General features: G+C 65.3%; 7 protein-coding genes. 4 read left to right on the forward strand and 3 right to left on the reverse strand.

From position 1 onward, the window contains the following. Positions 1–116 precede the first annotated feature (116 nt). Together RCI06_RS11250 and RCI06_RS11255 are read right to left on the reverse strand one after the other, a co-directional pair. Entirely contained in the window at positions 117–491 is a 375-nt protein-coding gene (locus RCI06_RS11250) for a hypothetical protein (RefSeq protein WP_172439107.1), read from the reverse strand. Positions 492–523: 32 nt separating this feature from the next. Beyond that, positions 524–4,012 carry a GGDEF and EAL domain-containing protein gene (locus tag RCI06_RS11255; protein WP_306576145.1) on the reverse strand — a complete coding sequence of 1,163 codons (3,489 nt, stop codon included), beginning with the start codon at positions 4,010–4,012 and terminating at the stop codon, positions 524–526. 253 nt (positions 4,013–4,265) lie between these two features. Between RCI06_RS11255 and yedF the strand changes: the two genes are divergently transcribed. The 3 genes from yedF (at position 4,266) to RCI06_RS11270 (ending at position 6,521) form a co-directional block, all read left to right on the forward strand. Then, the gene (yedF, locus tag RCI06_RS11260) at positions 4,266–4,868 is read left to right on the forward strand and encodes a sulfurtransferase-like selenium metabolism protein YedF (protein WP_101548130.1); all 603 of its coding nucleotides are present in this window, start codon (positions 4,266–4,268) and stop codon (positions 4,866–4,868) included. Next, positions 4,868–5,125, forward strand: coding sequence for a DUF3343 domain-containing protein (locus RCI06_RS11265; protein ID WP_101548128.1), 258 nt, complete (start codon positions 4,868–4,870; stop codon positions 5,123–5,125). The genes yedF and RCI06_RS11265 overlap by 1 nt, the downstream gene beginning before the upstream one ends. Positions 5,126–5,267: 142 nt before the next feature. Then, a complete protein-coding gene (locus tag RCI06_RS11270) occupies positions 5,268–6,521 on the forward strand; it encodes a cation:proton antiporter (RefSeq protein WP_306576148.1) in 1,254 nt (417 codons plus the stop codon). A gap of 433 nt (positions 6,522–6,954) precedes the next feature. Here RCI06_RS11270 and RCI06_RS11275 read toward each other — a convergent pair whose 3' ends face one another. Next, a complete protein-coding gene (locus RCI06_RS11275; protein ID WP_101548124.1) occupies positions 6,955–8,553 on the reverse strand; it encodes an ABC-F family ATP-binding cassette domain-containing protein in 1,599 nt (532 codons plus the stop codon). Positions 8,554–8,755: 202 nt separating this feature from the next. Here RCI06_RS11275 and RCI06_RS11280 point away from each other — a divergent pair, with 202 nt between their 5' ends. Beyond that, entirely contained in the window at positions 8,756–9,385 is a 630-nt protein-coding gene (locus RCI06_RS11280; protein WP_101548122.1) for a TrkA family potassium uptake protein, read from the forward strand. The last annotated feature ends 527 nt before the right edge of the window (positions 9,386–9,912 follow it).

The raw sequence follows: 9,912 nt of genomic DNA on the forward strand, positions 1-9,912 counted from the left end.
AACCGCCGCCGGTTAACCCTTTCCAACCCCCACCGCTTCCTTTCGTGGGGGTACCCATTGTTAATCCCACACCGGGGGGGGGGGGCCAACCCCCCCCGCCCCGGTTTTCCCGTCTTCTATCCGGCCGCGCTCCATGCCCGCGCGAGCCGGTCGAACCGTTCCGCCATCACCCTGTGGTAGGGGCAGGAGGCCCCGCAGACGGCGCGCGCCCGGTCGACCCGGAAGATCACCGCGCGTGCCCCGTCAGGCCCCGCCGCCGGCCGCGCAGGCCCTTCCGCGAGGAAAAAATCCCCCGGCGCAAGGTTTGCGCACGCATCTTTGCCCGCCGCGCCGCCCTCGAGCAGGACGCCCGCGTGCGGGCGGCTCTCCCCCGGCGGCAGCAGCGGCTCCCCGGGCGGGCACGCCCGCTCCCGCGCGCCGATGCAGCCGAGCAGGTGGCGGGTCTCCTCCCCGGAAAAACCCGCGAAAAGCGGCGTCTCCGTGATCTCCAACGGGCGTTCCCCCTCTCTTTCACACCGGACGGTCACTCCATCCAGCGCTCTTCAAATTCATCGATCGGCATCGGCCTGGCGAAATAGTAGCCCTGCGCCATGTCGCAGCCCACCGCGCGCAGGAACTCGACGTCCTGCGCCGTCTCGACCCCCTCGCAGATGACCCGGAAGTTGAGGTCGACCGCCATCGAGATCATATGCCGCACCAGCGTGCGGTTGCGCTCGTTGAAGCCCCGGCCCTGCAAAAAGCCCTTGTCGAGCTTGAGGATGTTCGCCGGGATGGAGGGCAGCACGTTGAGGGAGGAATACCCCGCGCCGAAATCGTCGATCGACACGCCGAAGCCCATCTCCATCAGCTTTTCCAGCAGGGAGCGCACCCGCCCCGCGTTCTGGAAGAGGGCGGTCTCGGTGAGCTCGAACTCGATCATCGCGGGCTCGATCCCCCACCGCCGGGTGAGCTCGAGGATCTTTTCCGCCTGGTTGGGGCTGTCCCCGTGGATGCGGGAGATGTTGACCGACAGCGGCACCAGCCGCTTGCCCGCGGCCTTCCACACGCTCATCCGCTCGAGCACCCGGTCGAGCACGTAGAGGTCGATGCGGGTGACGAAGCCGTTGCGTTCGAAGAAGGGGATGAACTCGTCGGGCGGGATGATGCTCCCGTCCTGCCGCCGCCAGCGCACCAGCGCCTCCGCGCCGACCATCCGCCCGTCCCGCAGGGCCACCTTGGGCTGGAGATAGACGACGAACTCCCGGTTTTCCAGCGCGTACTCCATCCGGTTGGCCATCTGCGCCTCGGCGGAGAGGCGGCGCTTCATCCCCTCCTCGAAGATCGCGCAGCCCCCCTTGTGGAAGCCCTTGATGCTTTTGCGCGCGATGTTGGCGTTGTCGATCGCCTCCACGAGGTCCCCCTGCGTGAGCGAGAGGGGGCAGACCCCCGACGCGACCATGACGTTGCTGCCCGGCAGCTTCTCCCGGACGCCGGCATTGAACTCCTGGTCGATGCGGGAGATGTGCTTTTCGAGCTGGTCGAGCGACTCGTACCGGGTGAGGGAGATAAAGCTGTCGTTGCCCAGGCGGGCGGAGCAGACCGCGCCGCCCCGCTCGGTGATCGCGCGGGCAAAGTCGCGCAGCACCTCGTCGCCGGTGGTGAAGCCGTAGGCGTCGTTGATGTATTTGAAGTTGACGATGTCGGAGTAGATGATGGCGCACCGGGACCGCGGGGAGGCCGCCAGATAGGCGGCGGCGCGCTCCTTGAAGCTGCCCAGTGAGAGCAGCCCGGTGAGCTCGTCGAAGTTGAGGGCGCGGTCAAGCCGGTACTGCGCCTCGGCGGCGGTGCGCCGCTTGAGGATGTAGGGGGTGACCGCCCGCGCGAACCCCAGCGTGAGCGCGATCTCCTGCCGGGTCCAGTCGTGCCTGCCGCCGCGGTCGCAGACGACCACGCAGCCGCTGAACGCCCCCTCGTCGTAAATGCCGCACTGGAGCAGCGCGCAGCGCCGGTCCGGGCGCACGCAGCCCGGCAGCATGGTCCCGTCCGGCTCTGTGTAGACCCCCTCCTCAAACCGCTGGAGGTAGCCGGGCCACTGGGAGAAGGAGAAGGCCTCCTCCGAGCTGATCGGCACCCGCCCGGTCCCCTGCTTCCACAGGTAGGTGGCCTGCAGGCGGTCCCCCTTGGGGGTGCGTTCCAGGATGCCAACGTCGGCGGCGCGGCAGTATTCCCCGATGCGGTCGAGCATCAGGTAGATCGCGCTGTCGATGTCCTTGCTGGAGCTCAGGATGCGCGGAAAGAGGTCGAGCATGCTCTCCATCTCGCCGTCCTGCCAGCGCACCTCGGGGCGGTCCATCTCGTAGAGGTTGAGCAGGCTCTCCTCCCCGTCCGCGCCGCGGCCGTCCGGCTCATAGGCCTCGGCGCGGTCCTTGCCGTGCCTTTTGGCGCGGTAGAGCGCGCGGTCCGCCTTGCGGAAGAGCTCCACGTAATGATCGCCGCACCGGGGGCAGTCCGCGACGCCGACGCTCGCCGTGATTTGCAGGTCGGTGAACTCGCCCGCGTAGATGCGCGAGACACGCGCGACCAGCTCGCCGGCGACCCGCTCCCCCTCCGCGCGGGAGGCGCCCGGCAGGAACACGACGAATTCGTCCCCGCCGATCCGCCCGAGGATGTCCCCCGGACGCACCGTCTCCCGCATCGCCTTGGCGATGTTGGTGAGCAGGACGTCCCCGAAGAGGTGCCCGAGGCGGTCGTTGACCGCCTTGAAATTGTCGATGTCCACCACAAAGAGGCTGCCGGTCCGCACGGGCGGGTCCTGCTCGAACCGCTCGTCGATCAGGCGCTGGACGACCGAGCGGTTGTAAAGCCCCGTCATCGGGTCGCGCTCGGCGGCGTCCCGCAGGCGCAGGCGCTCCCGCTTTTCCCGGTCGATGTCCGCCGTGCGCCCGACCGTCCGCGCCGGGCGGCCGTCGGCGTCGCAGAGGGTGACCCCCTCCGCCCGGTGCCAGCGGTATTCCCCGCCGCCCGGCTGCCGCGCCCGGAACTCGAAGAGAATGTGCGGCTTTCCCTCCCGCAGCTCCCTTCGGAACTGCTCCAGCCGGGGGAGGTCCTCCGGGTGGACCGTGCCCTGCGCGTAGGCGCTGTCCGAAAACCCGGGCGTGCGCATCTGGTCGACCAGCACGCTGCGCACGCTGTAGGGGACGATCGCCACGTCCTCCGCGGCGCTATACTCCCACAGCACCCCGTCGGACATCTGCGCCACCGCCTGGTAGCGCTCGTTTTCCAGCTCGAGCTTTTGCTCGAGCTGCCGTTTTTCCTCGTTGTCCAGGATCACGCACTGGATGACCGGCACGCCCTCCTCGGTGCTGCCGATCATCTTTCCGTAGGCGACCCTCCAGCGCCAGCTCCCGTCCTTCTGGCGGACGCGGTAGTCCGCCACCCCGGTCTGCCGGGTCCCGATCATCTCCCGGACCGCCGTTTCAAAGACGGCTTCGTCGTCCGGGTGCATCAGGCGGATGAAGAGGTCCCCCGCGAGCGCCCGGTACTCCTGGCGGGTGTAGCCGTTCAGGCGGTAGAACCCGTCGTTCGCGTAGAGGATGCGCCAGTCTTCACCGAATGAAAGCTGCACGACCCCGCCGGGGATCGTGTTGGTGATGTTCTCCAGGCGGGTCCTGGCGACCACCAGCTCGGTGACGTCGAGGAAGAGGCATTCGAGCCTCCGCTCCCCCTCCAGCTCCGCCAGGCCGCCGTTGAGGTAGAGCCACAGCTCGGTGCCGTCCGCGCGCTGGTAGCGGAACTCGGCCTCTCCCCGGCCCGGATTGTCCGGCTGCTCCCGCATCGCGCAGATCTGTCCGTACAACTGTGGGGACGCCGTTTTCAGCGAGCCCCCGCAGGAGGTCTCGAGATACTCCCGCGGGAATCCCGCCATATCAAAAAAGCCCTCGTCGGCATAGCGCACCGTCGTCCCGCCCGCAAGGGACAGGACGCACCTGCACAGCCGGCTGCTGCACCGTTTTTCAAGTTTCCCCTGAGCCATCTGTCAACGCCCTCTCTCGCGGGGTCCGTCATGGCGATCCGCGCATCCGGATCGCTCCGTCTGAAAATCCCTATTAAGTCAGTATAGCACATTTACCGAATCCTGCCAATTACATTTTCGACAAGAACTCCCTTTCCTGCGGGGAGCTTCGGCGGTTTTCCGCCCCGCCGGGCGCCTTGCGCGGCTTGAAAAATTCCCGCCGGCGGGGTACAATAGGAACAGAATCTGAACGAACGGACAGGAGGTCTTTATCATGGGTATTCTGGTGGACGCGAAGGGCAAGCTCTGCCCCATTCCGGTGGTGCTGGCAAAAAAGGAGATCGACGGGGGCGCGGCGGAATTTACCGTCGAGGCTGATAACGCGACGGCGGTGGAGAATCTCCAGCGGCTGGCGGACAGCCAGGGCTACCGCACCACAGTGCAGAGCGCGGACGGTGTCTTTTCGATCGACTTCACCAAGGCCCCCTGCGAGCAGGCCGGCCCGTCCGGCGCGGACGCGCGGGACGCCGGACCCGCGGACCGCTCGTGGGCGGTCTTCGTCGGCCGGGAGACGGTGGGCGAGGGCGACCCCGAGCTGGGCGGCTCGCTCATGAAGATGTTTTTCTACACCCTCTCTCAGTCGGACGACCTGCCGGAGGCGGTGCTCTTCATGAACGGCGGGGTCAAGCTGCCCACCCTCAACGACCAGGTCGCCGGGCACCTGTGCGAGCTTGCCGGCAAAGGCGTGGACGTCCTCGTCTGCGGGACCTGCCTCAACTTCTACGGGATCGCCGACAAGCTCCAGGTCGGGACCGTGAGCAACATGTACGACATCGTCGAGCGGATGAAGCGCGCCGGAAAGGTCGTCTCCCTCTGATGGACTGCTGTGTGATCGTCTTTTCCTCCACGCACAGCGCGATGCGCGCGGAAAAGCATCTCACGGGGCGGTTCCCCGTCACGGTGATGCCCACGCCGCGCGCCGTTTCCGCCTCCTGCGGCATCTCGCTGCGCTTCCCGCCCGGGGACGCGGCGGGCGTGCGCGCGGCGATGGAGGAGCTTCCCGGCGAGCGCGGCTGCTGGGAGATCTACCGGCTGGCGCCCGATGGGAAGGCCGACCCAATCGTGCCCGCATAATCAAAACGATTGTTCATGTTCCCCATAAGGGACCGGGACAATCGTTTTTATTTTTGTGTAAACTGTTGCATTCGGCTGCGGTTTGCGCTACAATGGGTCTACCAAAAAACAGGGGCATCCCTGCGCAAAAGGGGGGCTTTCCATGCTCGAACGGGTGGAACAGGTCAGCACCGCCGCCGAGATCGTTCTCTCGCTGGCGCTCATGCTGTTCGCGGGCTTTTTTGTCACGCGTCTTACCAAACGGCTGCGATTGCCCAACGTCACCGGCTACATCCTCGCGGGCATCCTGATCGGCCCCTGGGCGCTCCGGCTGATCCCGGTCTCCGTCATCCGGCACATGGACTTCGTCAACGACGTGGCGCTCGCCTTCATCGCCTTCGGCGTGGGGCGCTACTTCAAGCTCTCCGCCCTCAAAAAGAGCGGGGCCAAGGTCATCGCCATCACCCTCGCGGAATCGCTCGTCGCGGCCGCCGCCGTCACCCTCACGATGATCTTTATCTTCCGCCTGCCGGTGCCCTTCTCGCTGCTGCTCGGCGCGATCGGCTGCGCCACCGCGCCCGCCTCCACCATCATGACCATCCGGCAGTACCATGCGAAGGGGCCGTTCGTCAACATCATTCTCCAGGTGGTCGCGCTCGACGACGCCGTCTCCCTCATCGCCTTCAGCGTCTGCACCGTCGTCGTGCAGAACCTCAACGACAGCCGCGCCATGGACTTCGGCCTCGTGCTGCGCCCGCTCTTCCTCAACCTCGCGGCGCTCGCGGTGGGCGTCCTGGGCGGCTGGCTCCTCAACCGGCTCATCACCGAGGGCCGCTCGCAGGACCACCGGCTGGTGCTCGTCGTGGCGATCATCCTCGGCGTGTCGGGGGTGTGCACCCTCTTCGACGTCTCCCCGCTGCTCTCCTGCATGGCCTGCGGCACCGCCTACTGCAACATCAGCGGCAGCAAAAAGCTCTTTAAGCAGCTCAACGCCTTCGCGCCGCCCGTGCTGCTCCTCTTCTTCGTGCTCTCGGGCATGCGGCTCAACGTGCCCGCGCTGGCGGGCGCGGGCATCATCGGCGTGGGCTACTTCATCGTGCGCATCGCGGGCAAATACGCGGGCGCCTTCCTCGGCGCGGCGGCGGCCAAATGCGACGCCGCCACCCGCAACTATCTCGGCCTCGCGCTCATCCCGCAGGCCGGGGTATCGATCGGCCTCGCCGTGCTCGGCCAGCGGATGCTCCCGCCCGAGATGGGCACCCTGCTCTCGACCATCATCCTCTCCTCCGCGGTGCTCTATGAGATGATCGGCCCCGCCTCAGCCAAAGCCTCGATGGTTCTCGCGGGCGTGATCTCCAAAAAGCCCGATCCCTCCGCCGCAGAACCCGTCGTCGAGCCCAACTCGCCCACGGATTAGAAGTTCCGGACGAGCGTTACGGCTTTCTTGTAAGGCTTTCTTGAAAGAAAGCCTTGGCAAAGAACTTTTATCAGGCTGGCCGCCGCCCCACGCCGTAGACGCTGTCCGTGTTCAATGCTTAAACCTTTCGCCCGCCTTTTCAAAAAGGCGGCGGGTGAGAAAATCCCCGGCGTTCCTGGCGGAACGCCGGGGCTTTTCGAGGACGGGGCCCTTCGGCGAACGCTTCTCTGCGCCGCTTTCTTCACGAAAGAAAGCGGCGCGCGGGGCGGGCTTGCCCGCGCGAAGCGCGGGAGCGGGCCGCCGCGAGGCGGCGGAACCGCCCGCCGTCCCATGGGGGCGGCGCAAGCCCGCGCCCGCGCCTTCCTCCGCGCGAAAACCCCCGGGACCGCCGATGGCGGCCCCGGGGGCGTCTGTGTCCGGCTTTGCGGCGGATTCAGCCCTGCGCGGCCTTCCACTCGCGGTATTCGTCGTAGGAGCCCATCCGGTCGGTGATCGTGCCGTCCATGTGGATCTCGATGATCCGGTTGGCGATCGTCTCGATGAACTGGTGGTCCTGCGAGGTAAAGAGCAGGTTTCCGGGATAGTCGGCAAGTCCGTTGTTGACCGCCGTGATCGACTCGAGGTCGAGGTGGTTGGTGGGCTGGTCGAGCAGCAGGACGTTCGCGCCGGTGAGCATCATGCGGGAGAGCATGCAGCGCACTTTTTCGCCGCCCGACAGCACCTTGACGGGCTTGTAGACGTCGTCGCCCGAAAAGAGCATCCGCCCGAGGAAGCCGCGCATAAAGGTCTCCTTGTCGTCAGGGGAGAACTGCGCGAACCACTGGAGCATATTGAGGTCGCATCCGTCGAAGAAGGCGGAGTTGTCCTTGGGGAAATAGGCCTGCGAGGTGGTCTGGCCCCATTTGAAGCTGCCCTCGTCCGGCTCGAGCTCCTCCATCAGGATGCGCAGCAGGGCGGTCTGGCCCTGCTCATTTTCCCCGACAAAGGCGATCTTGTCCCCTTTGTTGACGACAAAGCTCACCCGGTCGAGCACCTTGACCCCGTCGATTGTCTTGGAGAGGTCCCTCACCTCGAGGATATCCTTGCCCGCCTCGCGGTCGGGCTTGAAGTTGACCCACGGGTAACGGCGGGAGGAGGCGGGCATTTCGTCGACGGTCAGCTTGTCGAGCAGCTTGCGGCGGGAGGTGGCCTGCTTGGATTTGGATTTGTTGGCCGAGAACCGCTGGATGAAGCTCTGCAAATCCTTGATCTGGTCCTCGCGGCGCTTGTTCTGGTCCTTCATGATCTGCTGCATCAGCTTGCTCGACTCATACCAGAAATCGTAGTTGCCCACATACATCCGCACCTTGTTGAAATCGATGTCGACGATGTGGGTGCAGACGGTATTGAGGAAGTGCCGGTCATGCGACACGACGATCAGCGTGCCGGGGAAATCGAGCAGGAAATCCTCCAGCCAGTCGATCGATTTGATGTCGAGGTTGTTGGTGGGCTCGTCGAGCAGGAGGATGTCCGGCTGGCCGAAGAGCGCCTGCGCGAGCAGGACCTTGACCTTGTCGCCGCCCTTTAATTCCCCCATGGGCAGGCCGTACATGTCGGGCGAAATGCCCAGGCCCGACAGGATGCGGCCGGAATCGGTCTCGGCGTCCCAGCCGTTCATCTCGGCGAACTCCCCCTCGAGCTCGGCGGCGCGCGCGCCGTCCTCCTCCGAGAAGTCGGGCTTCTCATAGAGGGCGTCCTTCTCCTTCATGACCTCATAGAGGTGGGCGTTGCCCATGATCACGGTATCGATGACCGGATACTGGTCATACTGGAATTGATCCTGCTTGAGCACCGACATGCGGCAGCCCTTCTGGATGGCGATCTCGCCGGTGGTCGGCTCGAGCTCCCCCGAAAGGATGCGCAGGAAAGTGGATTTGCCGGCGCCGTTCGCGCCGATGATGCCGTAGCAGTTGCCCGGCAGAAACTTGAGGTCCGCGTTCGCAAAGAGCTTGGTCCCGCCGAACGTCAGGCTGACATTGCTGACTGTAATCATCTGAAACCACCTAACAAATCTTACAAAAATATTGTCTGTTGTTTGTCACCTGTTCAGTATAGCATGGTTTCCCGATTCGTCAACCGTTCCCGCCCGTTTTTCCCGGATTTTCGGGGCATTCGGCCGCTTTCCCTTTCCTTCCGGTGCGAAAAGGTGTATACTGGCCTTACCATCACTCTGAGCGGAAAAGGAGCGTTCCTTTATGAATATTCTGATCGTCGGATGCGGCAAGGTCGGGTCGCAGCTCTCCAACGTGCTCTCCCGCATGGGCCACGACGTCGCGGTCATTGACCAGAATCCCGCGCATTTTTCCTCCCTCGCGGACGACTTTTCCGGTTACAACGTCACCGGCGTGCCCATCGACCAGGACGTTTTGCGGCGCGGCGGCATCGAAAACTGCGACGCGCTTGCCGCCGTCACCGACGACGACAATATGAACGTCATGGTCTGCCAGCTCGCGAGCGAAATTTTTAAAGTTCCCCGCGTGCTTGCGCGCGTCTACGACCCCCGGCGCGGCAACGTCTTCTCCCACTTCGGGCTGCACACCGTCTGCCCCACCAACATCTCGGTTGACGCGATCTATTCGATGCTCACCGGCCGCGACCAGGTCAAGAACGTCTATCTCGACTCCGCGACCGTCTCCTTCGATGCGGACGAACCCGACGCCAAGGAGATCGGGCTTACCCTCGGCGAGCTCGTCCTGCGCAACAACGCCAAGCAGGGGCTTTTCGGCCTGCTGCACGCCGACGGCAACCTCACCCTCGCGCACCCGAATTCCAACGAGGAGGTTGGTCCCGACGACCGCCTCCTCTATGCCAAAGTGATCGATTAATTTTGCCGCTCGGGGAGCGGAGGAGTATGTCGGTGGTCGGCCGACGGCGGTCTTAGATTTGCCGCTCATCGAGCGGCGGAGCTTGTCGGTAGTCGACCGACAGCGAGTTCCTTTCTTGCGTGCCCAAGAAAGGAACCAAAGAAGGGCACGAGGGGCTTCGCCCCTGCGACCCCAACGCCGCCTCCGGTTGGCCTTCGGCCAAAGTCGGCGGCGCCCCGTCCACGGATCAGCGAACGGGCTTACAGCATCCCGCCCGCCGCCGCGCCGCAGGCGCAATGCCTCTGCCCGGGAGTCTCCGGTACCGTATTGGGAGTGCGTTTGGGGAGGCACGTCCGCTTTTGCATGGCGCGCAGCGCCCACGGGGAGGCGGAAAACTGCGCGGCTTCGCCGCGCACGCACGCAGAGCGCGCGAACGCCCGGAACGGGCGTTGTTTTCCGCCGTGCGTCCCCGGCGAGCCATCCGGTGTGCGTTGTTGGGAGCGCCCGCAACCTGAATTGAGCCTTCAGCTGGTGTACCCGTGGGGAGC

Origin of the sequence: Anaerotruncus massiliensis (ex Togo et al. 2026) (assembly GCF_030825285.1) — a bacterium.
GTDB lineage: Bacteria > Bacillota > Clostridia > Oscillospirales > Ruminococcaceae > Anaerotruncus > Anaerotruncus massiliensis.